Source organism: Pelotomaculum terephthalicicum JT, assembly GCF_022410535.1.
GTDB classification, from domain to species: domain Bacteria; phylum Bacillota; class Desulfotomaculia; order Desulfotomaculales; family Pelotomaculaceae; genus Pelotomaculum_D; species Pelotomaculum_D terephthalicicum.
Map to the genome: position 1 here is coordinate 1 of NZ_JAKNBL010000045.1, position 24,545 is coordinate 24,545.

21 protein-coding genes are annotated in these 24,545 nt (G+C 48.9%); 15 read left to right on the forward strand and 6 right to left on the reverse strand.

The window, feature by feature from the left end; all coding sequences use genetic code 11:
* The first annotated feature begins 100 nt into the window (after window positions 1-100).
* The 5 genes from L9W92_RS16360 to L9W92_RS16380 all read left to right on the forward strand — a co-directional run bounded on the left by L9W92_RS16360 (window position 101) and on the right by L9W92_RS16380 (window position 11,717).
* Window positions 101-2,140, forward strand: coding sequence for an MrfA Zn-binding domain-containing protein (locus tag L9W92_RS16360; protein ID WP_240084812.1), 2,040 nt, complete (start codon window positions 101-103; stop codon window positions 2,138-2,140).
* Complete coding sequence (locus L9W92_RS16365; protein ID WP_240084813.1) at window positions 2,137-4,953, forward strand: DUF8741 domain-containing protein; 2,817 nt, start codon at window positions 2,137-2,139, stop codon at window positions 4,951-4,953. Before L9W92_RS16360 ends, L9W92_RS16365 begins: the two co-directional genes overlap by 4 nt.
* An 11-nt stretch (window positions 4,954-4,964) precedes the next feature.
* Complete coding sequence (locus L9W92_RS16370) at window positions 4,965-9,176, forward strand: Eco57I restriction-modification methylase domain-containing protein (protein WP_240084814.1); 4,212 nt, start codon at window positions 4,965-4,967, stop codon at window positions 9,174-9,176.
* A gap of 113 nt (window positions 9,177-9,289) precedes the next feature.
* Complete coding sequence (locus L9W92_RS16375; protein WP_240084815.1) at window positions 9,290-9,661, forward strand: hypothetical protein; 372 nt, start codon at window positions 9,290-9,292, stop codon at window positions 9,659-9,661.
* 1 nt (window position 9,662) lies between these two features.
* Window positions 9,663-11,717, forward strand: coding sequence for a coiled-coil domain-containing protein (locus L9W92_RS16380; RefSeq protein ID WP_240084816.1), 2,055 nt, complete (start codon window positions 9,663-9,665; stop codon window positions 11,715-11,717).
* 558 nt (window positions 11,718-12,275) lie between these two features.
* On the opposite strand, the gene L9W92_RS16385 is transcribed toward L9W92_RS16380, so the two are convergent.
* Together L9W92_RS16385 and L9W92_RS16390 are read right to left on the reverse strand one after the other, a co-directional pair.
* The gene (locus L9W92_RS16385; protein WP_240084817.1) at window positions 12,276-12,572 is read right to left on the reverse strand and encodes a type II toxin-antitoxin system MqsA family antitoxin; all 297 of its coding nucleotides are present in this window, start codon (window positions 12,570-12,572) and stop codon (window positions 12,276-12,278) included.
* 4 nt (window positions 12,573-12,576) lie between these two features.
* Window positions 12,577-12,807 (reverse strand): DUF4258 domain-containing protein, encoded by a 231-nt coding sequence (locus L9W92_RS16390; RefSeq protein ID WP_240084818.1) that lies wholly within the window; start codon window positions 12,805-12,807, stop codon window positions 12,577-12,579.
* On the opposite strand from L9W92_RS16390, the gene L9W92_RS16395 reads away from it, so the two are divergent.
* Window positions 12,776-13,138, forward strand: a complete 363-nt coding sequence (locus tag L9W92_RS16395; protein WP_240084819.1) for a DUF1670 domain-containing protein — start codon at window positions 12,776-12,778, stop codon at window positions 13,136-13,138. The genes L9W92_RS16390 and L9W92_RS16395 overlap by 32 nt on opposite strands.
* A 78-nt stretch (window positions 13,139-13,216) precedes the next feature.
* On the opposite strand, the gene L9W92_RS16400 is transcribed toward L9W92_RS16395, so the two are convergent.
* Window positions 13,217-15,163 (reverse strand): fructose-1,6-bisphosphatase, encoded by a 1,947-nt coding sequence (locus tag L9W92_RS16400; RefSeq protein ID WP_240084830.1) that lies wholly within the window; start codon window positions 15,161-15,163, stop codon window positions 13,217-13,219.
* Between the two features lie 307 nt (window positions 15,164-15,470).
* Here L9W92_RS16400 and fba point away from each other — a divergent pair, with 307 nt between their 5' ends.
* Window positions 15,471-16,397, forward strand: coding sequence for a class II fructose-1,6-bisphosphate aldolase (fba, locus tag L9W92_RS16405; RefSeq protein WP_240084820.1), 927 nt, complete (start codon window positions 15,471-15,473; stop codon window positions 16,395-16,397).
* 24 nt (window positions 16,398-16,421) lie between these two features.
* Here fba and L9W92_RS16410 read toward each other — a convergent pair whose 3' ends face one another.
* Window positions 16,422-16,745 carry a hypothetical protein gene (locus tag L9W92_RS16410; protein WP_240084821.1) on the reverse strand — a complete coding sequence of 108 codons (324 nt, stop codon included), beginning with the start codon at window positions 16,743-16,745 and terminating at the stop codon, window positions 16,422-16,424.
* 37 nt (window positions 16,746-16,782) lie between these two features.
* Here L9W92_RS16410 and L9W92_RS19460 point away from each other — a divergent pair, with 37 nt between their 5' ends.
* From L9W92_RS19460 to L9W92_RS16425, 4 genes are all read left to right on the forward strand, one after another.
* On the forward strand, window positions 16,783-16,893 hold the full coding sequence (locus tag L9W92_RS19460; RefSeq protein WP_353681848.1) for a Fic family protein: 111 nt from the start codon (window positions 16,783-16,785) through the stop codon (window positions 16,891-16,893).
* A gap of 398 nt (window positions 16,894-17,291) precedes the next feature.
* The gene (locus tag L9W92_RS16415) at window positions 17,292-17,531 is read left to right on the forward strand and encodes a GOLPH3/VPS74 family protein (protein ID WP_240084822.1); all 240 of its coding nucleotides are present in this window, start codon (window positions 17,292-17,294) and stop codon (window positions 17,529-17,531) included.
* 4 nt (window positions 17,532-17,535) lie between these two features.
* Window positions 17,536-17,787 (forward strand): GPP34 family phosphoprotein, encoded by a 252-nt coding sequence (locus L9W92_RS16420; RefSeq protein ID WP_240084823.1) that lies wholly within the window; start codon window positions 17,536-17,538, stop codon window positions 17,785-17,787.
* 32 nt (window positions 17,788-17,819) lie between these two features.
* Window positions 17,820-18,065 (forward strand): helix-turn-helix domain-containing protein, encoded by a 246-nt coding sequence (locus L9W92_RS16425; protein ID WP_240084831.1) that lies wholly within the window; start codon window positions 17,820-17,822, stop codon window positions 18,063-18,065.
* Window positions 18,066-18,182: 117 nt separating this feature from the next.
* On the opposite strand, the gene L9W92_RS16430 is transcribed toward L9W92_RS16425, so the two are convergent.
* Together L9W92_RS16430 and L9W92_RS16435 are read right to left on the reverse strand one after the other, a co-directional pair.
* On the reverse strand, window positions 18,183-18,527 hold the full coding sequence (locus L9W92_RS16430) for a type II toxin-antitoxin system RelE/ParE family toxin (RefSeq protein ID WP_240084824.1): 345 nt from the start codon (window positions 18,525-18,527) through the stop codon (window positions 18,183-18,185).
* Window positions 18,508-18,780 (reverse strand): type II toxin-antitoxin system Phd/YefM family antitoxin, encoded by a 273-nt coding sequence (locus tag L9W92_RS16435; RefSeq protein WP_240084825.1) that lies wholly within the window; start codon window positions 18,778-18,780, stop codon window positions 18,508-18,510. Before L9W92_RS16435 ends, L9W92_RS16430 begins: the two co-directional genes overlap by 20 nt.
* A gap of 290 nt (window positions 18,781-19,070) precedes the next feature.
* On the opposite strand from L9W92_RS16435, the gene L9W92_RS16440 reads away from it, so the two are divergent.
* The 4 genes from L9W92_RS16440 (at window position 19,071) to L9W92_RS16455 (ending at window position 24,458) form a co-directional block, all read left to right on the forward strand.
* Window positions 19,071-19,691, forward strand: coding sequence for a flavodoxin family protein (locus L9W92_RS16440; protein ID WP_240084826.1), 621 nt, complete (start codon window positions 19,071-19,073; stop codon window positions 19,689-19,691).
* A 104-nt stretch (window positions 19,692-19,795) separates the two neighbouring features.
* Window positions 19,796-19,936, forward strand: a complete 141-nt coding sequence (locus L9W92_RS16445) for a hypothetical protein (RefSeq protein WP_240084827.1) — start codon at window positions 19,796-19,798, stop codon at window positions 19,934-19,936.
* A gap of 131 nt (window positions 19,937-20,067) precedes the next feature.
* A complete protein-coding gene (locus tag L9W92_RS16450; RefSeq protein ID WP_240084828.1) occupies window positions 20,068-23,664 on the forward strand; it encodes a type I polyketide synthase in 3,597 nt (1,198 codons plus the stop codon).
* A gap of 80 nt (window positions 23,665-23,744) precedes the next feature.
* On the forward strand, window positions 23,745-24,458 hold the full coding sequence (locus L9W92_RS16455) for a Rossmann-fold NAD(P)-binding domain-containing protein (protein WP_240084829.1): 714 nt from the start codon (window positions 23,745-23,747) through the stop codon (window positions 24,456-24,458).
* The last annotated feature ends 87 nt before the right edge of the window (window positions 24,459-24,545 follow it).

Consider the following 24,545-nt stretch of genomic DNA (forward strand, 5'->3'; position numbering starts at 1 on the left):
CCCTTGTAAATGGATTTGTGTCCATGGTAGCACATTTCCATTTCTTCCAGCTGAGTGCTGTATTTGGTGGCCATTTTTGCTGCATTTTTAGTGGCCGTTTTTGCTGCATTTTATTATACCGCTAACACCCCGGCTGGACATTGCCAATGAGGACCTAGTCCAGTCACACGTCCACGCCATCTGGCTTACGGAAGCCGACATGAGCCTGGGTAGTTCCTTAAAAGATATCCTTGACTTGGCCGGTGAACATCCCACTTTGGAACTTTTACCTTCAGTAAATGACACTATTAACTCGGCAAGACCGAGGCATAAGGCCCTAGCTAGGGCTAGGGACGTTCTGGATGGGATTAAAGCAGAACTCCTGGCTGCCGGCTGGTACAGCGACAGGTGGCTTGAAGATGTTTTGAATCGTATTCCCCGCACCTTCGAACGGGCTTGTGATCGGTGGCGCGACCTTTACCGAGCCGCCCTGAAACAGAGAGAAATCCAGCACCGGATCATCGTCGACGCTTCCCGTAGTGCCGAAGATAAAAAGCTAGCTCGGCGGCTACGCCAGGAGGCTGAGTCCCAGTTGGAGCTGTTGCTGGAAATCGACAACGTGATGTACTCAGATTTCTACAGCTATCGCTATTTTGCCAGCGAGGGGTTCTTGCCTGGGTATAATTTTCCACGTCTGCCTCTTTCAGCCTACATACCCGGGAGGCGTAGATTAAAGAACCTCGACGAGTTCCTCTCCAGGCCCCGATTTTTGGCCATTGCCGAGTTTGGACCCAGAAATGTCATCTACCATGAGGGGTCCCGCTATGTCATACATAAAGTAATTTTACCGGTGAGCCCATCCAATGATGATGAAGAATTGGCTACCAGTGCGGCTAAATTATGCCCTGAATGCGGTTACCTGCATCCAATATCCTCCCATGCCGGGCCGGACCTTTGCGAGCGATGCAGCCAACCGCTGGATCCACCCTTAGATCCATTATTCCGTTTACAGAACGTGGCTACAAGAAGACGAGATCGTATCAGTTCCGACGAGGAGGAACGCCCGCATCAGGGCTATGAGCTTCGCACTGTGGTACGTTTCGACAAGCGAGACGGAATGCCCTCGCAACGTACCGCTCTGGTCGAAAAGAATGGAGAAGTCCTGGCTATGCTCACCTACTGTCAGACTGGCACAATCTGGCGGATCAACCTGGGTTGGCGTCGCCGTAAAAACAAGGAGCAGCATGGCTTCCTTCTGGATAATGAACGGGGTTACTGGGCTAAAAACGAACAGGACCCCGCCGAGGATGATAACCAGGACAACCTTAGCAACCGGACCTCCCGTGTAATTCCTTATGTGGAAGACAGACGAAATTGCTTGATTTTCCAATTGGCGGACCCCTTGGAACAAAAAGAGATGGCTTCTCTGCAGGCTGCTTTGAAGAATGCTATTCAAATACGTTATCAACTTGAGGATAATGAACTGGCTGCCGAGCCTCTACCAGAATCTAATAAACGGTGCCAGCTCCTTTTCTACGAAGCAGCCGAAGGCGGTGCCGGGGTGCTCCGCCGCCTGGTGGATGACCCACAGGACCTGGCGGAAGTGGCACGGGAAGCGCTTAGCCTTTGTCACTTCGACCCGGATACTGGAGTCGACCTACGCAGGGCACCGGGGGCCAAAGAAGATTGTGAAGCAGCATGCTATAACTGTCTGATGAGTTATGCTAACCAGAGAGAACATGCCTTGCTGGATCGCCAGTTGATTAAAGAGTTGTTGCTAAATCTGGCTGGCTCCCGGGTGACCGGAGCACCGGTAGGCGATTCACGTTCGAAACACATGGAAAATCTGGTGAGACAGGCCGCTTCCAACCTGGAGCGGAGATGGTTGCAGTACCTGGAAGACAACAATCACCGACTTCCTACCCGTGCCCAGCCCTTAATAGAAAAGTGCAACACCAGACCGGATTTTATTTATGATGAAGAACAGACGGTCATCTATATTGACGGGCCTCCCCACGAATACCCGGAGCGGCGTCGGCGGGACCTTGAGCAGACCGAACGCATGGAGGACCAAGGTTACCTGGTACTGCGCTTTAGTTACCAGGATAACTGGGCGGGTCTAATTGCTAAATACCCAGATATATTCGGGAGGAAATCATGAGTTACGCAGTGGGATCGCTTGTAAGAGCCCGGGGCCGGGAGTGGGTTGTCTTGCCCGAATCGGAAGAAGAATTGCTTATTCTGAGGCCTTTAGGAGGAACCGAGGACGAGGTAACAGGCATTTGCCTTTCAATAGAAAATGTTGAGCCGGCTCAATTTGACCTACCTGACCCTGATCTGGTCGGCGATTACCGGTCCTGCCGTCTGCTCCGGGATGCGTTGCGGTTCGGATTTCGCTCCAGTGCTGGACCCTTCCGTTCCTTTGCCAAGATCACCGTTGAGCCGCGGCCTTACCAACTGCTACCTTTGCTTATGGCGCTGAAGCTGGACCCGGTACGTATCTTGATTGCCGATGATGTTGGTATTGGTAAAACAGTGGAAGCCTGCCTGATCGCACGGGAGCTTATTGATCGGGGGGAGGCCTTGCGTCTGGCGGTTTTAAGCCCCCCCCACCTGGCCGAACAGTGGCAGGCGGAACTCCTGAACAAGTTTCACATCGAAACGGAACTAGTCTTGTCCAGCACGGCAACACGATTGGAAAAACAATGTGGACTGGGGCAGTCGCTTTTTGAAGTTTTCCCCCATGTTATAGTTTCAACTGATTTTATTAAAACTGACCGCCGTCGCGACGAGTTTTTGCGCACTTGTCCGGAGTTGGTTATTGTCGACGAGGCTCATACCTGCGCCCTTGCCGATCAGGGCCGCGCCTCAAGACACCAGCGTTACCAGTTGTTAAAAGGCCTTTCCGCTGACCCGGGCCGTCACCTTATTTTGGTTACGGCAACCCCGCATAGCGGCAAGGAGGACGCATTCCGCTCGCTATTAACCTTCCTAGACAAAGATTTCGCCAACCTGCCTGCCGATCTTGCCGGTAAAGGAAACGAACACCACCGGCGCCGGCTAGCGGCTCATTTTGTCCAGCGTCGGCGGGCGGATATCCGGTACTATCTGCAGGCCGAGACACCTTTCCCCGAGCGCGAGGAAGCCGAGGAAAACTACCAGCTATCCAGCTCATACCGGCAACTGTTCGACCGGGTTTTACGCTACGCCAGGGAAACTGTAAAGGAGTCCGGTGCTACCCAGCACCGCCAGCGGGTGCGCTGGTGGTCGGTCCTGGCTCTCCTACGCTCCATGGCCAGCAGCCCCGCCGCTGCGGCGGCCACATTAAGGAGCCGGGCCGCCGTTGCCGATACCGAAACCCCTGAGGATGCGGACGAAATCGGACGACGCACTGTCCTTGACCTTGACCTCGATGAGACAGCGGACGGGATTGACGTTATCCCCGGTAGTGACACCGGCGAACAGACTGAAGAAGACATGAAAAACCGCCAGATCCTATTGAAAATGGCCCGGACTGCTGATGGTTTGAACGGCGATAAGGACGCCAAGCTAATGAAGGCAGTAAAGCTAATACAGAATTTGCTCAAGGATGGCTATCATCCCATTGTATTTTGCCGTTTCATCCCTACAGCGGAATATGTTGCAGCCCAGCTCCGGGAGCGGTTATCAAAAAGGGTAGAAGTGGCAGCAGTCACCGGTATTCTGCCGCCAAGTGAGCGCGAAGAGCGGATCCTCCAATTGGCGAAAGAACCCCAGCGGGTGCTGGTGGCGACAGATTGCCTCAGCGAGGGGATCAATCTGCAGGAGTACTTCGATGCCGTCTTTCACTACGACCTGAGCTGGAACCCTACCCGGCACGAGCAGCGGGAAGGAAGGGTCGACCGTTACGGCCAACCCAGGCGCAAGGTGCGGGTACTAACATTCTATGGTACCGATAACCAGATCGACGGTATCGTCCTGGACGTGCTACTAAGAAAGCATAAGAAAATCCGAAGTTCTCTAGGGATTTCGGTCCCGGTACCGGTGGACACTAATTCTGTAGTGGAAGCTGTTCTTGAAGGTTTGCTGTTAAAGGAACAGAAAGGGGCTCAATATCAACAGTTAACTCTATTTGATGAGTACTTGCGACCAGCCAGGGAAGATCTATTTGCCAAATGGGATGATGCTACTGCCCGCGAAAAGCGCTCCCGCACCATGTTTGCTCAGGAGTCTATCAAGGTTGACGAAGTAGCCCACGAATTGGAAGCGGTGCAAAGAGCAATCGGCTCTGGTGCGGAAGTGGAGTGGTTCATCAGGGAAGGTTTTCGAGCCTGCAGTGCTACCGTAGCAGGTAATTCCCCATTACTAATTGATTTGCAGGAAGCGCCAACCTCCTTAATTGAAGAGGTGGGAGGTAAAAAGAAGATTAAAGTACAGTTCCAACTCCCCGTAAAAGACGGCGTCCTCTACTTGAACCGCACCCACCCGGTGGTGGAAGGGCTCGGCTCATTTATTATGAATACAGCCCTTGACCCGCTCCTTCCGGCACCGGCCCGCCGCTGTGGCATTATCTGTACCAGCCAAGTGGACTGCCGCACCACGGTGCTTCTGGTCCGCTTCCGCTACCATATTGTGACCAGACAGGGTGGTTTAGAAAGGCCACTGCTTGCGGAAGACTGCCAGGTCCTGGCCTTTGCCGGCTCTCCCCAAAGCGCCCAGTGGCTGGAAAACGCAGTAGCTGAAACATTGTTGCAGGTAGAGCCCGAGGCCAATATTTCCCCCAGTAAGGCTAGTGAGTTTGTGCGTCGGGTGATCGACGGCTTTGATCGACTGCGTCCGCATCTGGAAGAGGCGGCTTGGCACAGGGGCAGGGAGCTACTTGAGGCCCACCGCCGGGTGCGGACTGCCTCCCGACATACCGGAGTGAGCTACCGTGTCGAGCCACAGTTGCCGCCAGATGTGCTGGGCATTTACATCTACCTGCCGAAGGACTGAGGAGGGCACCCATGCAAGTAAGAAGAAAGGACATGTTCACTACCATTCGGACGGAGGGCTCCATCCTGCCCCCCGATCTACTGCAACGTATTGTTACTGGTGAGCGCGAACTGGATGGCCTGGCTCCTGAAGACTACCATCTGGCTAAGGGCGAGCGGCTGAATGAGGCGATCAACCGGTCCTGGAACCGCCTGCTGGGTGTATGGGCATCTTTCAAGGCAGGGCTGGAAAAGCTGCCGCCCGGTGATCCTGCCATCACCATCACCCGTGAGCGCTGGCTTTTGGTTCTCTTTCAGGAACTGGACTACGGCCGCCTGCTAACAGCCCGGGCAGTTGAAATAGATAGTAAAAGCTACCCAATTTCACACAACTGGCAAAACACACCCATTCACCTGGTGGGTTGTCGGATTGACTTGGACCGCCGCGCTGCCGGGGTTGCCGGGGCGGCCCGTACGAGTCCGCACAGCCTGCTGCAGGAGTTATTAAATCGCTCCAGAGGGCATCTCTGGGGTTTTGTTTCCAATGGTTTCGTCCTCCGGATCCTACGTGACAATGTAAGCCTTACCAAACAGTCATATGTGGAATTTGACCTGCAGGCAATAATGGATGGCGAGGTCTATGCTGACTTTTCCCTTTTATGGTTGCTCTGCCACCAGTCTCGCGTGGAGTCGGAGCGCCAAGAGCAGTGTTGGTTAGAAAAATGGTCAAAAACAGCCCAGGAGCAGGGGACGAGGGTAATGGAACAGCTCCGTAAAGGGGTGGAGGATGCTATCACCGCCTTCGGCCGCGGCTTTTTGACTCACCCCGCCAACCGGCAGTTACGGGAAAGTCTCCAGTCGGGCGATTTAAATACTCAAGACTATTATCGCCAACTCCTGCGCCTCGTTTATCGGCTTATCTTCCTTTATGTGGCCGAGGACCGGGGCCTTTTGCTGGACCCCAAAGCTCACATTGCCGCACGCGAACGCTACATGCGTTTTTACTCAATGGCTAAAATACGCCGCCTTGCTGGACGCAGCCGCGGTACGAAACATGCTGACCTCTTCCAGGGACTACGGGTTGTCATGGAGAAACTGGGTAGCGACAGGGGCTGCCCCGAGTTAGGCTTATCCGCCCTGGGGAGTTTCCTCTGGTCGGAGCAGGCCGTACCTGAGTTGGCCGGTTGTGACATTGCCAACCGCGACTTTTTGGACGTAGTCCGCGCTCTGGTCTTCACAACAGATGGCTACACTCGCCGCCCGGTGGATTACAAGAATCTAGGCTCCGAGGAACTGGGTAGCATCTATGAATCGCTCCTGGAGTTGCATACGTTTCTTGATACTGACGCCGGTACCTTTGAATTAAGGACTACAGGCGGCAGCGAGCGCAAGACCACCGGTAGTTATTACACTCCGACCAGCCTGATTAATTGCCTTTTGGATTCGACCCTTGACCCTGTGCTGGACGAGGCTGTGAAACAGAAGGACCCGGAGGCCGCAATACTTAACCTGAAGGTGTGCGACCCTGCTTGTGGCAGCGGGCACTTCCTGATCGCTGCTGCCCACCGCATTGCAAAGCGACTGGCCGCTGTCCGAACCGGCGACGACGAGCCGGCACCGGAAGCTCAGCGAACCGCCTTGCGGGATGTCATCGGTCGCTGCATCTACGGTGTCGACGTCAACGAGATGGCGGTGGAGCTCTGCAAGGTTAGCCTGTGGATGGAGGCGCTGGAGCCGGGCAAACCTTTAAGTTTTCTCGATCACCGCATCCTATGCGGCAACAGCTTGTTGGGAGCTACACCAGCTCTGTTAAAGAAAGGTATCCCGGACGAAGCCTTTAAGCCTATTGAGGGTGATGATAAAAAGTTATGTACGGAATTTAAAAGGAAAAACAGACAGGAGAGGGAAACTGGTCAAACCAGCTGGTTGTTTGACGATACCGGAACAGTTTGGCCTGAACTAGGAAGGATAACTAGTTGCATGACAAGGCTTGACAATATTAATGATGACTCTCTCGCTGGTATCCAGCAGAAACAAGAGCAGTACTACCAGTATATCAATTCCGCTGAATACATTCACAGTCGCATCCTGGCCGACGCCTGGTGCTCGGCTTTTGTGTGGAAAAAAACTAAGGAGTTTCCCTACCCGATTACTGAGGAGATCTTCCATAAAATTGAGCAAAATCCAGATGGAATCCCAAAATGGATACGGGAGGAAATACAAAGACTTGACGGCCAATATCAGTTTTTCCACTGGCATTTAGCTTTTCCGGATGTATTTAATTTGCCCGGTCCGAGCGAACAGCCGGAAAATGAGCAGGCGGGTTGGTCAGGTGGATTTGACGTGGTGCTGGGGAACCCGCCGTGGGAGCGGGTCAAGCTCCAGGAAAAGGAGTGGTTTGCCAGCCGCTCGCCGGAAATCGCCAATGCACCTAATGCTGCTGCCCGCCGCCGGATGATTAGCGCCCTGGCAAACGAGGACCTTGCTCTGTACAAGGCCTTTTTAGAAGACCGGCGGAAAGCTGAAGGTGAAAGTCACTTTGTTCGTGATTCTTTACGTTATCCACTTGGCGGTAGGGGTGATATTAACACTTACGTTGTTTTTACTGAGACCATGCGATTGCTTCTCAATCGGATAGGACGTTTAGGTTGTATTGTACCATCTGGTATTGCGACAGATGATACAACCAAGTATTTTTTCCAAGATCTAATGAATAAGCAATCTTTAGTTAGTTTATATGACTTTGAAAATAAATTAGGAATTTTTCCTGGTGTCCATCGTGAGCAAAAATTTTGCTTATTAATATTATCCGGACCAAAAAGACCAGCAAAGAACGGAGCAAAATTTGTCTTTTTTGCTCACACTACCGAACAAATCCGGGAAGAGAACCAAAGTTTCACTCTTTCTGCCCAAGATCTTGTTTTAATCAACCCGAATACACGAACATGTCCAATCTTTCGTTCAAGACGGGATGCTGAATTGACAAAGGCGATTTACCGTCGTGTTTCAGTTCTGGTCAAAGAAGGCTCCTCCATAGAGAACACATTGAGTATTAGTTTTGTAAGGATGTTTGATATGACAAACGATTCACATCTATTCCGTTCTAGAGAGCAGTTATTAAATGAGGGATTTCAACTTAATAAAAATATATTTTATAAGGAGCAAGAGGTTTATCTCCCATTATACGAAGGTAAATTAACGCAAATTTTTGATCATCGTTATGCGACTTTTTTAAACGTAGATCCTGATGAAGCTCTAAAAGGCAATCCACGTGAAATTACCCAAGATGAACATGCGATGGATACTATCACTGTAATCCCACGTTTTTGGGTTAACTTAAAGGATTATTATAGTTACCATGGATACAGCAAAAAGCTTCCTTCCTTCTGGTTATCTTTTCACGGGATTGCAAACCCAAATAATGAGAGAACTTTCATAGCGACAATTTGCCCCCTGGTTCCTATGAGTAACTCTTTACCAATCATAAATGGACCCTCCGACATAAAAACAGATAACTATATATTTCTCGTTGCTAATCTTAACTCATTTGTTTTAGATTATATAGCTAGACAAAAGATTGGAAGTCGAAATGTTAATTTCTTTATTGTAAAACAATTACCAGTGGTTTTCCCCAATAATTATGAACATTCTATACGTAAATTAATTAAGGACATGGTTATTGAGCTAACATATACTGCCTGGGATTTAGAGGAATTTGCTAGGGACTGTGGTTATAATGGTCCACCTTTTCACTGGAATGAAGATCGTCGCTATTTAATCCGCTGTGCATTGGATGCCGCCTATTTCCACTTATATGGAATCGAGCGGGACGATGTAGACTATATCATGGATACTTTCCTAATTGCCAAGCGAAAAGACGAGGCCAAATACGGCTCATACCGTACGAAGGACAAAATTCTTGAGATCTATGACGAGATGGCGCGAGTATCGGCTGAGAACGCCGCTGCCTTGGCTGCTGGTCGGGAGGCTACTGCTCGCTACCAGATGCGCCTGAATCCTCCGCCCGGTCCGCCCATGGATGCCGAAGGCAATTTTATATCTATATACTGCTGGGACCGCGATAATTGGCCGGACCATATTCACTTGCCGCATCCGGCATGGGAAGAGTCGCTTCTATCGGCTTGGTTCGCCGTCTGTCAAAAGCGCTGGAGCCATTTAGAAGGCGATCAGTTTTTCCCCTGGGACGGGCGTGAGGCCTTTGTATATGCTCTTATTCCATTTTAAGCGGGGATTCAGGGGAACTCCTGCGCGGGCGTGAGGCCTTTGTATATGCTCTTATTCCGTATCTGATTCAGGAAAAGCCCGGCGAGACGTTCGAGTTCTATCGCGACGCGGCGTTGATTGCCTCACATCCGAATCATTGTGAAACATTGTTGCTCAATGAGGAACTGCGTGACAAATATCGCCTAGTCATGAACGGTATCGATTGGTTGGATTTCCCTAATGGGCATCTCATTCGCCCGCGGAAAATTCGGGAGAAGCTGCAAGATAAAAGGATCATCCAAACCGATCCAAGATCCGGTGCAACCATAGTTCAGAACGCGGGTAATTTACCGCTCTTGCCGAAAGAATTGCAGCCGCTTCTGCCAATGATCTTGGAGGCGGCGGACAACCTCAACGAAATGCAACGTCGTGCCCTTGAAGACGCTGAAGTTGATTTCACACAGAACAAGGTTACCAATGAACTGCGGAAGTTGATGGTAGTATAAAATGTATCGATTAAACTCATTCGTTCAAAATTATGACATTAGCTCGCCTCGCTTGTGGATCAGGCGGGTCGTCCTGTTTGAGTCCCCAGAGAAAAAAAATGCTCCTATCCGTAGTATCCCATTTTCCCGCGGCCTCAACATTATTTGGGGTGTTGAATTGCCGGATGATGCCGTGGCCGATGGCACCCGTCCCGTAACACTTTCCGGACATTCTGTCGGTAAAACTATACTCTGCCGCTTAATCCGCTACTGTTTGGGTGAGTCTGCCTTCGGGAATCCGGGTGTAATGATCCGTATTAAACACTCCTTTCCCAAAGGCTGGGTTGGAATGGAATTGACAGTGGACGATCAGGAGTGGGCTATTCTCAAACCCATTGGCCAATCCGGTGATTCAAAAGCGGCCAAAATGATGGCTGTTGAGAACTTGTTCGATCAAGGACGCCAGGAAAATCAGTACCGTGACATCATGGCGCATCTACAAAGCACCATGATGTCGGGGCTTCAGGTCAATGCTCCACCTAACGCCGATAAGCCTTACGAGTGGAAGCACTTGCTTGCGTGGTTGACCCGCGATCAGGAGTCGCGCTTCCAGAGCCTGCACGATTGGAGATCATCTCGTAGCGGAGCGGATACAGCAAAATTCCAGAAACCCAAGGAACACGCGCTTTACTTGATACGTCTTGTATTGGACTTGGTGCAGGATAAAGAACTTGAAGTGTCTAGGTCACTCGCTGATGCAGAGAGGGAATTGAAGCAACGAGAGGCACGAATAGCTGAATTGCGGCGAGAACCGGAATATCGTCTTAATCAACAGGAAGAGGCGTTGAAGCAACTCCTTGGTCTTCCATCCACCGAGGCGCTGAATGCCGATATGTCTGACCTGTCTTCCCCAGTGTTTATACTGCGGATGGAGATTGAACAGGCCATTTCCCAGATTCAACATGACATTGAAAGAATCGACTTGACGATTGCACAGAAGCGCATCTGGCTGGCATCTTATGACGAGCAACGACGCGTCTTTAAGGCTGTGCTTGAAATGACCGAGGAGGCGACAGAACTCCTGCAAAGCGAAGAGCCAGAAGGCGATACCATACGAAAACTCCGAGAGCTCAGGGGAAAGGATTGCTTGTATGGTAATGTCCCCTTCCTTGAGTGCTTCTATGTTCGGGAACGCTTAGCCGAGGCGGAGAAGATCACTAGCTTACAGAAAGTACGCGAAGACAAGCGCGTGGCATCCGAAACAGAGCGGCGTTTGGAGGTCCTCGAACAACAGCGAGAGGACCACGACCAAGTGGTTGCATTGCTCAATGAGTTGCGCCGGAAACTAGAAGCAGACATAGCAGAGAAGCGCAGAAAGGAAATAAAACTATCGGAATACCGAGACCGGCTTCAACGTTTTGACTATCATCTTGAGCAGCGTCAACAAGCCCTGGACCTAATTGAAGGTCGAACACCGAGCACAAAATTGTATCAGGAAAACGCCCGTGCTGCCGAACTGCGCGAGAACATTGTACGAAAGCAGGATGAATTGAGAAGTTTGCAGAAGTCCTATGGTAAACATCTAAAATCAATCAACGAAGTATATAATGCCTTAATCAAAAATGTGCTTTCAGACACATACTCCGGAGCCCTTCGCATGCCGAAAGGTGAACTGCAGTTTCATATTGAAGAGGTGACTGGCCTATCGGGCGAGGCAGTGGAGACTCTGGCTTTAGTTTTGGCTGATTTGGCCGCAATGCTCTGTTCATGCCTGGGAATTGGCCACCATCCACGATTCCTTTTACATGACAGCCCCCGCGAGGCCGACCTCGACCGGAACATTTACAGCCGCTACCTGCAATCCATGTGGATTTTGACCAATGATTATGGCGGTCAAGATAAAGCGCCATTTCAATATATTGTAACTACTACCAGCAAGCCGCCCAAGGAGCTGGAAGCGGCTATTTGCCTGCGTCTCGAAGCTCACCCGGAAACCAAGATGTTGTTTGGACGCCTTCTAACCAATTCACCTATTAATGAACAACTTGAACTTTTTAGTGAAGAAGATAAGATATGATGAGAGAATTTGGTTTCGTTAGAGAACTGGATTTATTGTACGTGTATGTCCAACGAAGAAATATTGACCAAGCTTTCACTTATTTCAAAATATGAACCAATAAATCGTTAGGAAATAGCGGTTAGTTTGTCTGTGGTTTCAATAAGGTACGGCCCGCCTCCACCCAAATTTACCAATTGTGGTTTACCATAAAGAAAAAGGCTCATAGCTTTTTAGTAATTTTATTGCGGGTTTTAAAAAATACCTTACATTATATAGTTCTGGGCTAGTCACCCCAGAACTATTTTGGGATTTTGTTCTCCATAAATATTATCCAGCTTTAATTATCGACCTCCTACCAGTTATAAAAATCCAAATGACACTTGTTAACCGAAATAATAATTAGAGAATGGCAAGGCGGTGCCTTGCAGTTCATTCGGGAGCGGTTGCTTCTGTTCCCGGTAGGTTATGGCTGCCGTACCTGCTTGCATATTTCCGGTGTGGTTGCACCAGTTTCAATGCCGGGTCGCTGTCCAGCATTGAAACTGGTGGAAAATATAGATCACAGTAAAACATAGCCTAACCAATAATGAGCTTATAAGGGACAATTTCCTCTTGAAAAGGCTTATATAAAACGAAAAAGCCGGAGCTTAAACCGGCTTTCTTTAATACGGATGTCCTGTTTTTGGAAAGTGGAGTCTTACGTAAACGATCCAGTTCTTCACATACTTGGGGTTCAAAATATTGCTCACCACAATTATCACAAACCCAGGAAGGAACGTTCTCTATCAATGTTAAATCATTACCCCACCAGTTTTCAGCTGTAATCAATTTTTTAGTCGTTTTACCGCCGCACAAGAAACACTTTTTAATCATTCTGTTAATTCACCCCGCGTGTTTTAGGATCTTTCCACTTGGGAGGCTCGGGAAAATATGCGGTTATTATAATAAGGGTGCCTGAAGGGTCAAAAGCACAAACGGAGTGTACTGGCTGACTATCTTTAGTATGACCCAGCACAAGACAACTGTGGCCACGCTGGTCTTCAGGGTAATCTTCATACCAGGAAGGGCACAAAGTCGTGCTGCCAATCAAGGAGAACAAGCTGGACATCGGGCCTGGGATCACCCACAAGCGGATTATCCTTGAGCTGTACGAAGAGAAAGTCGCTTCGCCGGATATTGCCCGGCAAGTCAACCACAGTCAGGAAGCTGTAGACCGATACATCAAAGATTACGAGCGGATTAAGTTCTTCGTGCGCCGTGGGATGGGCATCGTCGGAATCAGACATCTCACCGGGCGGGGTAAAAAAGTAGTTAAGCGGCACCTGGAGATTATCAAGCAGTATTACCCGGAGCTTTTTGAAACCGGACAATCACCGGGCAGATGTCCGGACACCGGCGCCGGGTGCTCCTCCAGACCGAGTAATGGCAAGGTTTTTTAACCGGACAAATGTCCTAAATACAAATAATCAAATAAAAAATGATTTATATATCAATATAGTAAGAAATGGTTAATCCGGTTATAATTTTTCTTTAATAACACCTGTACGGAAAGCGCTTAAGAGCATCTCAAGATAATAGATTTGCTTTTTCAACTCCTGGCCATTATCGGTATCAGATATCTTCTTCCGGTCAACAACCTTCTCAACAACGCTTAATGTAGAATGGATATCCATTCCTTCGTTTACCGATTTTTCTACGGACTCGAAAGGCTCATGGCTTGCCAGCATCAGACCGTAGGAATTATAGATCAGGGTATAACCGGCTATTCCTGTTTCGCTTTGATAGGCTTTCGCAAATCCACCGTCAATAACCAGCAGTTTGCCGTTGGCTTTTATTGGACTTTCCCCTTTTCTAGTCTTTACAGGCACATGTCCATTAATGATATGTCCCTTCTCCGGATCAAGCCCAAACTCTGCAAGAATCATCCTGGCGATCCTTTCATCATCGACCAAAGTATAATAGGGAGTGTAGTTTTCCTTGTGCGGAGCTTTGTCATCAATGAAATACCTTTCCAAAGTTGCCATCTTGTCCTTGCCGAACAGCGGGGAATCCTGGTGGCACCATAGATACCAAAGAATATCTGTAGAGATGTCCTTGTTTTCTCTGCCGAAATAGGCTTCCCGGGACCATTGATCCAAATTATCCAGCAGATACTTGCCTGAACATTCCACACCATTGAGCTTTATTATCTTAAAGGTCCCTTCAGGATTCATGGGAATGGATGCATGGAACAACAGGTTGGAGTTGTATTTTAGGTACATGCTGCCTTTGGCGAACATGAACCGGACATGCTTTTGAAGCTTTTCACTTTTCAGAAATGTATAACGGAGCTTGTTGATCACTGATTTTTCTTCTACGGTCAGCTTCCAGGGCTCTTTGGGGTCGATGGTCGGGAAGATCTGGTCATTCAGTTTGTATACTGCGCCTTCAACGTTGATGGTGTGTTCCTCATAATTGATTTTATCCAGAAGCAATCGATGATTCATATCATATTCAGGGTGGTTTAATATAAGTTCATGCTCGAGTTTGAACTGGATCATAGCGATCGCCTTATGCATTTTGGCAAGAAGATCAACACTCGAATCCGGCACGGTATCGCCGGAGCTCATTTTAGGTTTGAATTTGCTGCATTCATCGTCCTTATAGGCAGTCATGGCAAATGTAGCCAAGGGAAATAGATTGATCCCATAGCCTTCTTCCAAGATATCCATGTTGGCGTATCTCAGGCAGATCCGGACTACGTTGGCAATACAGGAGCGGTTGCCTGCAGCTGCGCCCATCCAGAGAATGTCGTGGTTTCCCCACTGAATATCCACGGAATGATGTTTCATCAGGGTATCCATGATGAAATGAGGTCCTGGCCCCCTGTCGTAAACATCACCGATTATATGCAGATGATCGATGGTGAGTCTCTGGATCACGGCGGAGATATTGATAATAAAGTCGTCTGCCATATCCAACCCAACAATAGTATCGATAATTTTATTGTAGTATTCTTTTTTGTTGAACCGGTACTCATCCTCATGGAGCAGTTCCTGGATGATGTAGGCAAAATCCGGCGGAAGCGCTTTTCTGACCTTGGAACGGGTATATTTTGACGAAGTGTCCCTGCACACCTGGATCAGCCTGTAAATGGTGATCTCATACCAGTCGGAAAGGTTAACCTCCCTCTCTTTGACCAGGTGAAGCTTATCTTCAGGGTAATAGATGAGTGATGCAAGCTCATCGATATCATTTTTAGAAAGTGTCTTTCCCAGCACATCATGGATTTTTCTTTTTACAACGCCCGAGGCGTTTTTCATCACATGGTTAAAGGCTTCATATTCTCCATGAAGATCGGTAAGGAAGTGCTCGGTACCTTTAGGAAGATTCAAAATGGATTTTAGGTTAATGACTTCGGATGCCGCCTGTGATATAGTGGGAAATTTTTGAGACAGGAGTTCAAGATAATCCTGCTGCTCCATCAGTTTTTTTGTGGTAAAATTATCCAAAGTGCTCCCTCCATATAATGCTCCCGGAGTGGGACATAAAATTAAAAATGTAAGTTATACTTAAAGATGAAAGGCCATTGCCATTATTTCGCCCGGGTATTCGGTAACGCATAGCCTTACAAATAACTATTCTCTTAAAATCTTCATCTTCCTTTAAGGATTAAAAGCTAAAAAATATATTTGATAATTAACAAAATCACGAAATCTTAGAGGATAGTCTTGGAACAATATAGAAGTTCCTTAAATAGCAATATGCACACCAAAAAGGGAGGGCAAAAATATGCCGCTGGTAACTTCAACTGAAATGTTTAAAAAAGTTTATGGGAAATGTGCCGTGGGAGCGTTTAATGTCAACAACATGGAAATTATCCAGGGAATTGTTGATGCGGCCAAGGAAGAACAATCTCCTTTGATTTTGCAGGTTTCGGCGGGGGCCCGGAAATACGCAAAACATGTTTACTTAATGAAACTGGTGGAGGCTGCCGTAGAGGACAGCGGTTTGTCTATCTGCTTGCACCTGGACCACGGGGAGGATTACGAGATTTGCAAGTCCTGTGTCGACGGTGGGTTTACCTCGGTGATGATCGATGGTTCAAAGCTGCCTTTTGCCGAAAATATTGCCTTGACCAAAAAGGTCGTGGAGTATGCCCATGCCAAGGGTGTAGTGGTAGAAGCCGAGTTGGGGCGGCTGGCCGGCGTCGAGGATGAAGTGAACGTCAGTGCCGAGGATTCCAGCTACACTGATCCTGACCAGGCCGTCGAATTTGTCCAAAAAACAGGCTGCGATTCCCTGGCGATCGCCATTGGCACCAGTCACGGAGCTTATAAGTTCAAGGGGGAAGCCAAACTCGATTTCGCCCGCCTGGGGAAAATAGCATCTCTCCTGCCCGGCTATCCCCTGGTTTTGCATGGTGCCTCCACCGTGCTGCCGGAATTTGTAGCCAAATGCAATCAATACGGGGGAGAGATCAAGGGTGCCCAGGGCGTTCCCGAAGATATGCTTCGCAGGGCCGGAACAATGGGGGTATGCAAAATAAATATTGATACCGATCTCCGCCTGGCCATGACGGCTACCATCCGGGAGCATTTTGCTCACAACCCCGCTGATTTTGATCCCCGCCAGTATCTCAAACCAGCCAGGGAGGCCATTAAAAGCATGGTCAAGCACAAGATCAGGAACGTCTTAAACTGCAGCAACCAGCTCTAAGCAATAATCATCTGGAAACTATGCTCAGGAGTATAGCAGTGCTTTAAACATGAATTTAGAGAATCCTCGAAAGCCCGTTCTAGCTGGACTTTGCAAGCAGCAAACGGCAGGTAGGACGGGGTCATCTTTATGACTGTTGCCAACCACCATATCTTCTCTAAGACGACTGCCACGCAGGTGCGGCTCTTTTCGTTCCATTATGACGCCTGATTGTATTATCAGGAGGAGTGGAAGTCCATATTGAAAAGCCATTGCCGGTTCAATTTGTGAAAAAGATGAACCTAACCAAAATACATTGTTGGGAGGTGTGGGAACAGGAAATGCACCGTTTGTTTCTATGGCTTCCACTTTTTCTAATGCTCTATGGCTGAGAATATTTGTATAAATCGCTGGAGGCGAAAGCGGCGCGGTTAGGCTTTTTCCTCATCAAAACCATCCCTTTGTTGATGGCAATAAAAGAACCGGGATGCTGGCCATGATGGTTTTCTTGAACTGAACGGTGCCGGTCTTACCTGTACGGATCAAGATATCGTTGTAAACAGGCTTAAAGATTGCCGCCGGTGAGATGGATGATAAAGAGCTTCTGGAGTGGATTCTAAGACATAATTAACCGTTTTTTTGCCAAAGCCCTGTTTTTAGCAAAAACAAGTTGCATCTAAATTGATCACACATTAAATAAATTTTTATCGAAAGAAGTCGATTGCGATTTGGGCAGTTGGCTTCTTTGTAGTTTTGATAGATATACGAGTGAACATCATTTATCCCATATGCTCTATATCATCTTTAAAAGATTTTAATACATCTATTGACAACTTGCTTTTTTATGCTATAGTTAAGTAGTAAGTAGTAAGTAGTAAGTAGTAAGTAGTAAGTAATCTGTAAGGAGATAATACCATGAATGATCTGTCGATTTCTCAGGAATATGTATTATGTTCTTTAAACGAAAAAGGGAAATTCCCCGCACTTAGTACGGAAATTCCCGTTTGTGTTTTGGCAGGCGGGTTAATCGAACTGCTGGCAAGCAATTGTATTCAAATAGACGAAAAGAATAAGGTTTACGTGATAGGCAATTTAAGCGAGAAACAATTCCATTTGAAATCTCTTTTTGACCGGCCCCAATCCGGACGAAGTTGATAAAGTGATACAAAAGATAAGAGCGGAGTTGCTTGAAAACGGAACCATATCCGATGAAACAGTGGCACTGGTTAGTCTGCTGGAAAAAAGCCATCAGATAAAAAAATATTTTTCTAAATATGAATCTGAACAATTAAAGGCCCGTTTAAAAGAGATCAAAGAAGCTCCTTCCAATCAATTGGTAAAGCAAATGGTGGATTATGTTGATATGATTATCGCTGTTACTGCCGTTGCCGCGATATCGACGGCGCCTTAAGGGAGTTTTGTATCGTGTCAAGGCAGAGAAGCATGGAAGTGATAGAGAGCGCTCCATATGTTACGATTGGAGAACTGGTAAGATTAACAGGCGTGAGATACAGCACGCTCAAATTTTATACCGAGGAAGGCATGTTGGTTTTTGAACAAGCGGAAGAAAATTTAACGAGAAGATATAAACGTGTCGATACGATCCAGCGTATTTCCTATATTAAAAGTTTGAGAGCGGAAGGCAAAACCATTCCGCAAATTAAAGATATTCTCAGCCTAACAAAATAAGTATAATGCGTCAAAACCATGATATCTTTTTGACCTAGCTTTCCAAAGCAATAAAATCCGAACTTTTCCTTATCGGAGAGGGCGTTCGGATATTAACCAGCTGTTTGCCCAACTAAATCAGTCGTTGCTTTCACCTTGCATCGGCAAGTCCGCAAGTAGACGGGTATAATTCGCTCTGCCATCCACGATATGGTAAACAAAGATAGTTTCACCCAATAGTCGATAGAAACACAGATAATGGCCGCAAATTAGCATCCGGTAGCTTTCCGACCGGAGCATTTTATCTATGCACGCTATACCCATATTCGGATGGCTTCTCAAATGATCCAGCGCGTTATAGATGCGGTCCGTGATTTTGCGTGCCGATTCTACGCCCACGAGTTCCATATGTACGAGAGCAATTTCCTCCAGTTCACGCTGGGCAGGTGTCAGAAGCTCCAGTTTATATTTTGGTTTTCTCATAGATTGTATCCAAACGCTGTTTCGATTGCTCCAGCGTAAAAGTCGGCTCGTCGGCAAGACGGGATTGTTCTGCCAGTTCCAACTTTGCCCGCAGCTTTATGATTTCTTCGCGCTTTTCAAACGCCTCAATACTCATAACCACGAGATCGCCCTCACCGTTTTTGGTAATGTAGATTGGTTCCTGTTTTTCATGTGCGAGGTTTGAAATGCTGCCGTAATCGTTGCGTAAGCTGGTAGAAGATTTGATAATCATAAAACCCGCCTTCCCATAAGGAATTATTCTGCTATTATTATACGATAATTCTGCGATATTCTCCATCCATTTAATTTCTTCTTATGAAAAACAAGCTGCATCTAAAATTGATCACACATTACATAAAAGACATAGCTTTCCGTCAAGGGGGAGGCTATGTTCTTTATTTGTATGGAAAAATATGATATTGTGAACTCAAAAGTCTTTGTAAAGAATCTGAAATAATGGGAATTTAGTCAACGTATTAAAGGATAGATGGACGGGAGCAGAGGAAAAGGAGGATATGATGAATGAAAATTTTAGGGATAGTAGGCAGTAAAAGGAAAAAAGGCAATACTTCGGTTTTGGTGAACAGGGCCTTAGAAAAGGCCAAAGAGGCAGGGGCGGAAACGGAATTGATTTTTCTGGACGATTATGCCATCACAGACTGCAGCGGTTGCGAGGGTTGTCAGAAAACCCGGCGATGCGTGATCAACGATGATATGCAAAAAATCTACCCGCTTCTTTTGAAAGCAGACGGGGTTATTTTGGGTTCCCCCACCTACTATTACAACGTGTCGGCCAACGTCAAGGCCTTCTTGGACCGATGCTATTGCTTTGAAGTGTTTGCCGAAGACGACCGTTCTATTTGGCTGAGCCTCAATGAGGCCCTTGGAATAAAATACGCCGGCGTAATAGCGGTATGCGAGCAACATTCGGAAGAAGATATGGGGCCCACCGCAGAAGTCATGGCCAAATCTTTGGAAGCTCTGGGCTATCGGGTAGTAGATAAAGTCAAAGCCTTGGGGTTATTTGCACAAGGGGCCGCTTTGAAAGACGAAAGGTCCTTGGAAAAGGCCGGCAGAGCGGGGGAAAGGCTGGTAAAAATCTTGAAGCTGAGAAACAAAGTAAGAGAAAAATGGGGAGCTTAAAGCCTCCCACCGGGAAGGATGACTAAGGCCGCCACATTATGAAAAGATCTACATAGGCCGTGGCATAGAGACATGCTGCCAATAATCCGGACAAAGTTGATAAAGTGATACAAAAGATAAGAGCGGAGTTGCTTGAAAACGGAACCATATCCGATGAAACAGTGGCACTGGTTAGTCCGCTGGAAAAAAGCCGTCAGCTAAAAAAATATTTAAGCCGGACATCTATTCGCCATGGTAAAGGGTAAAGGCGGGAAGGAATTTCCGCAAACCGCAAAATCGTCAATGAAAAATTTTTGCATAAAAAATAAAATAAAGGCAATATGAAAAAGTTTTATCTTTAGGGCATGTTGTTTCAGACACAACTTGCCGGAGGAAGGTGAAGATTCTGGCGGCCCATTGTCGACATATCGCCGTTGTTGGGGCCAGCGCTTTGTTGCCTGGAGCAGACAATAGTGGAGGTTGTTGGAAAAATATCCTTGAAGGAAAGGATTTAATAACGGATGTTCCCGGTTCTCACTGGCTGATAGACGATTACTACCATCCTGATCCCGCGGCGGTGGGTAAAACATATTGCAAAAGGGGCGCGTTTATCCCGGAAATTGATTTTGATCCCCTGGAGTTTGCGATTCCACCCCATAATTTAAGGGCGACCGATACTTGTCAACTTTTAGCCTTGATCGTTGCCAAAAGAGTTCTTGAGGACGCTTGCCGGTCCCAATTTAAAAACATGAATAAAGAAAAAACCAGTGTTATCCTGGGCGTGACTTCCGGTTCGGAGCTGGCCATCCATTTGGGCGGCAGTATTCAAAGGCCCCATTGGGCTCAAGCGTTAAGAGAAAGCGGATGCCAGGAGCAGGAGATACGGCATATTTGCGACCGGATCACCGATAACTACCTGCCCTGGCAGGAAAGTTCTTTCCCCGGGCTGTTAGGGAGTGTGGTGGCCGGACGGATTGCCAATCACTTCGATTTAAAAGGGACCAATACGATCGTTGACGCGGCTTGCGGCAGCTCTTTATGCGCTGTTTCCATGGCCATCCTGGAGCTCCAGTCCGGCAAAGCAGATTTGGTCATTACGGGCGGAGCGGATACGCAAAACGATATCTTCATGTATCTGTGCTTCAGCAAAGTCCAGGCGCTGTCTCCCACCGGGGACTGCCGGCCTTTTTCCCGGCAGGCGGACGGGACGGTTCTGGGAGAGGGGATCGCCATGGTGGCCTTGAAAAGGCTGGCGGATGCGGAAAAAGACGGTGATCCCATCTATGCCGTAATTAAAGGCATCGGGTCTTCCTCCGACGGAAAAGCAAAGAGCATCTTCGCCCCACGGGCTGAAGGACAGGTACTTGCCGTAAAAAGGGCTTATGAGGCGGCGGGGTACGGACCGGACACGGTAGAGCTGGTGGAAGCCCACGGTACGGGGACAAAAGCCGGTGATGCCGCTGAATTCGCAGGATTGGCGAGCGTTTTTCAAAGGGAGGAAAAAAAGCAATGGTGCGCCCTGGGAAGCGTCAAATCGCAAATCGGACACACGAAGGCGGCGGCCGGCGCGGCGGGATTGTTCAAAGCCGTGATGGCTTTGCACCATAAGGTGCTGCCCGGAACAATCAAAGTAGACAAACCCAATCCCAACCTAAAGATAGAAAACAGTCCCTTTTATCTTAATACCCGGAGCAGGCCCTGGATCAGCGGCCTGGACCATCCCAGAAGGGCCGCTGTCAGCGCTTTTGGATTTGGCGGCAGCAACTTTCATGTGACCTTGGAGGAATATACGAAACCGGGGAACCGTCCCGATAAACTCAGAACAATGCCTTACGAGCTGTTTCCCTTGGCCGGCCGTTCACCGGAAGAATTGCTTCGGCGCGGGCAAAGCTTACTGGATGCAATTTCTTCCTGCGTTTCTGCCCGGAGCGATTTGCATGCGGTTTTGGCAAAACAGGCGCAGACGGAATATGAGCATCAGTGGGGATACCGCTTGGCCGTCGTCTCTTCTGATCTTGATGATTTGGAAGCAAAAATAAAGCAAAGCATGGACCGCATCGGGACGGAGCCGGAGCAAGCGCTGAGCCTGCCTGCCGGAATCTGCTATGAAACAAAAAAAATGACCGGCAAGATAGCTTTTCTGTTTCCGGGACAAGGCAGTCAATATATCGATATGGGGAAGGATCTGGCCATGCATTTCGATTGCGCCAGAGAAGTGTGGGACCGCGCAACGGAGCTTGCGGCAGGTCCGCAGGGAGAAAAACTGCATGATTTTGTTTTCCCACGGCCGGCTTTTGATGATGAAACACGCCGGCTGCAACAGGAACGCTTAACTGATACGCGTATCGCGCAGCCGGCAATTGGCGCCATGAGTCTCTCCGTTTTAGCGGTCCTGAAACAGTTGGGATTGCGCGCCGATTTCGTCGCCGGGCACAGCTACGGGGAAATCACGGCGCTGGCTGCGGCAGGAGTGTTTTCCGAGAAAGAGATGCTTCATGTCGCTAAAAAACGCGGGGAGTTGATGCGGGAAGCTTCCGGGAATAAAGGAGCCATGACTTCCGTATTTCTCCATCCCGATCAGGCTGATGCGTTGATCAGAAGATTAAACCTTTCCGTTGTAATCGCCAATGTCAATAGTCCCGAACAAGTCGTAGCTTCGGGACCCGCAGAGGAAATCCGCCAATTGGAAGCCGCGTTGAAACAAGAAGGCCTGCGTTTTGTCCGGCTGCCTGTATCCACGGCTTTTCACTCCGCCCTGGTAGAACCGTCTGTAAAGCCTTTCAGACAATATCTCCAAAGTGTTGCCTTTAAGAAAAGCGCCGTCCCTGTTTACTCAAACTTAGAGGCGGAGCCGTATCCGGAGCAGCCGGAGCAAATGAAAGAGCTGCTGGCCCGACAAATTGCCCACCCTGTCCGCTTTGCCGGGCTGATCGGCCGGATGGCCGGACAGGGAGTACAATTGTTTATTGAAGTTGGGCCGGGCGGGGTGCTGACCGGCCTGACCAGGCAGTGTCTGGCGGACCAAGACGTGAAGGCGATAGCTGCGGACTATAAAGGCCGGCATGGGGTCCTCTCGCTGCTGCAGGCCGTAGCTTTCATTTCCGTGCTGGGAATTAAGCTGGACTATTCCTGTCTGTGGTCGGGTTACGGCAGCTTGAAGGACCCGAGGGACGAGAAAAAACCGGCTTACACCGTGAAAATCGGCGGCGCCAATTATGGGAAGCCGTACCCGGCTAAAAAAACGATTGGACAGGAAAGGATTCCGGCCGCCAAGGCAGCGGCCCAAGCAAACATGGTCAAAGAATCGCATGAAGAATCAATTAACAAATCTATAGACAGGCAGGTATCGACCGTGAATCAAAAAGAGCGGCAGCAAGGAGAGCAAACCGCGAGAGGACAGGAGATCCCTGCCTCCTCCCTGGCTTTTATCCAAAAGCAAATGACGGAAGCCCATCTTGCTTTTCAAAAGGCGCTTACAGAAAGCCATCAGGCCTATTTGGGCTTTTCGGAGAAGCTGTTGGCCGCTCTCGCCGGCCAGAGTCCAACCTTCATCCCTGAAAACGGAGAGATCGGTGGAGATGAGGAACAGCGCTTATGGCCACAAGTGGAGAACAGCTTTATTGAGCACGCTGCGCCCGCTGCCGGGGAAACCGCCGCCGCCGTTTTGCCGGCAAAAATCCCCGCGTATCCCGGACCCGGGCAAAAGCCGGTTCCGGAGAGGGGCTTTGACGATGACGGCAAACCTTCCCTGTCCATTGGGGAAACCGTGCTGGAAGTAGTCTCTGACAAAACAGGATATCCGGTGGAACTGCTGGACCTGGATATCGATCTGGAAGCAGGGCTGGGAATCGACTCGATTAAACTGGTGGAAATCTTATCGACGGTTCAAGAGAGCTTCGCGGAGCCGCCCGATCTGGACGATTCCGATCTGGCCGGTTTACATACTTTAAAGGAAATAATCGAATTCCTGGAGCAAAACCCAAAAAAAAACTAGAAATTGCAGCCATGGAGGGCGGGCAGAGGTTAAGATGCTTTCATGTCCGGACCTTTCCGGCTCCCGCCGCCGGCTTTGAAGTGCCGGGTCTGAGGGAGTATCCGGTTTATATAAACAACGACGGCTTTGGCCTTGCGGAAAAACTGGCGGACAAATTGCGCGGCCGGGAAGTCGAGGCCATTGTCAGCCGCCGGATCCCTGCCTCCGCCCGGAATGTCGTTTATTTAGGGATGGCAGGCGGGCAAAGCCAGGTCGCCGAAGCGACAGAGCTGAACCTGGAGGCCTTCAGGACGGCAAGAAATGTAGCCGGAACCATGGAAAAGGAAGACGGTTTCTTTCTCACCGTGCAAAGTACCGGCGGAGACTTTGGCCTGTCCGGCAGGGCGGGGCATCAAGTCTGGTCGGCCGGGGTGGCCGCCCTTGCCAAAACGGCGGCCCGGGAATGGCCGCGGGCTTTTGTCAAGGCCCTGGATCTTGATTCCTCCTTATCCCTTGAAACCATGGCCGAATGCATCTGTGACGAGCTTTTTTCGGGCGGCCTGGAAAAAGAGGTGGGTTATCTGTCCGACGGTACAAGGATTGCCGTGGGGTTGGCAGAAAGCGGGACAAAGGGGGAACAGGAAAAGGGATACGACCCGTTGGCGCCTTACGACACGGTGCTGGTATCCGGCGGAGCCCGGGGTGTTACCGCTGATTCCTTATTGGCCTTGGCGAAAAAGAAACCCCTGCGTTTCATCTTGTTGGGAAGGTCGTCGTTAAATAGGCTCTCGGCATTAGATGGGAGGAATCATTAAATCTGGAATAAAGCAACTGGAAATTCTGGCATGCCAGGCTAAAAAGACTGTCCTTTTCACGACATTCCTAAAAATGGGCATGGCAAA

Excerpts from the sequence above, each read along its gene's own strand:
- L9W92_RS16365 (WP_240084813.1), top strand. The coding sequence starts at position 2,137 with ATGAGTTACGCAGTGGGATCGCTTGTAAGAGCCCGGGGCCGGGAGTGG.
- L9W92_RS16440 (WP_240084826.1), top strand. The coding sequence starts at position 19,071 with ATGAAAATTTTAGGGATAGTAGGCAGTAAAAGGAAAAAAGGCAATACT.
- L9W92_RS16385 (WP_240084817.1), bottom strand. The coding sequence starts at position 12,572 with ATGATTAAAAAGTGTTTCTTGTGCGGCGGTAAAACGACTAAAAAATTG.
- L9W92_RS16390 (WP_240084818.1), bottom strand. The coding sequence starts at position 12,807 with ATGTCCAGCTTGTTCTCCTTGATTGGCAGCACGACTTTGTGCCCTTCC.
- L9W92_RS16415 (WP_240084822.1), top strand. The coding sequence starts at position 17,292 with ATGAATGATCTGTCGATTTCTCAGGAATATGTATTATGTTCTTTAAAC.
- L9W92_RS16370 (WP_240084814.1), top strand. The coding sequence starts at position 4,965 with ATGCAAGTAAGAAGAAAGGACATGTTCACTACCATTCGGACGGAGGGC.
- L9W92_RS16380 (WP_240084816.1), top strand. The coding sequence starts at position 9,663 with ATGTATCGATTAAACTCATTCGTTCAAAATTATGACATTAGCTCGCCT.
- L9W92_RS16400 (WP_240084830.1), bottom strand. The coding sequence starts at position 15,163 with ATGGAGCAGCAGGATTATCTTGAACTCCTGTCTCAAAAATTTCCCACT.
- fba (WP_240084820.1), top strand. The coding sequence starts at position 15,471 with ATGCCGCTGGTAACTTCAACTGAAATGTTTAAAAAAGTTTATGGGAAA.
- L9W92_RS16435 (WP_240084825.1), bottom strand. The coding sequence starts at position 18,780 with ATGATTATCAAATCTTCTACCAGCTTACGCAACGATTACGGCAGCATT.
- L9W92_RS16430 (WP_240084824.1), bottom strand. The coding sequence starts at position 18,527 with ATGAGAAAACCAAAATATAAACTGGAGCTTCTGACACCTGCCCAGCGT.
- L9W92_RS16425 (WP_240084831.1), top strand. The coding sequence starts at position 17,820 with ATGGAAGTGATAGAGAGCGCTCCATATGTTACGATTGGAGAACTGGTA.